General features: G+C 61.5%; 1 protein-coding gene. It reads right to left on the bottom strand.

The window, feature by feature from the left end; all coding sequences use genetic code 11:
- On the bottom strand, positions 1–312 hold a 312-nt coding region (locus tag SB822_RS55975), incomplete at both ends, for a sigma-E factor regulatory protein RseB domain-containing protein (protein WP_410858962.1).

Here is a 312-nt window from a genome sequence, read left to right on the forward strand (position 1 = left end):
GCTCACAGCCAGCAACGCGGGGAACGAGTCTTTGTTCTGGCGTTTTTCAACGACGCACAAGTGGCGTTCCGGCACGAACGTGTAGAGCTCGTCGTTATGACGCAGCATCTTGCGCGGCTTGCCGTCGAGGCTTTCAAGTTGCTCGAATTCGCCGTCGGCACGGGTCGCGTAATGGGCGATGCGCGACGTTTGAACGAAGTTGCCGCGCTGATAAACGAACGCGCCCTCGTAGTTCTGCTGCTGCGCGGCCTGGTGAATGCGATCGAGGAGATCGGCGGCCGTGCGGCGGGCGACGAGCGGATCGTCGGTTTG

It is taken from the genome of Paraburkholderia sp. SIMBA_054 (assembly GCF_046534875.1).
Taxonomy (GTDB): domain Bacteria; phylum Pseudomonadota; class Gammaproteobacteria; order Burkholderiales; family Burkholderiaceae; genus Paraburkholderia; species Paraburkholderia hospita.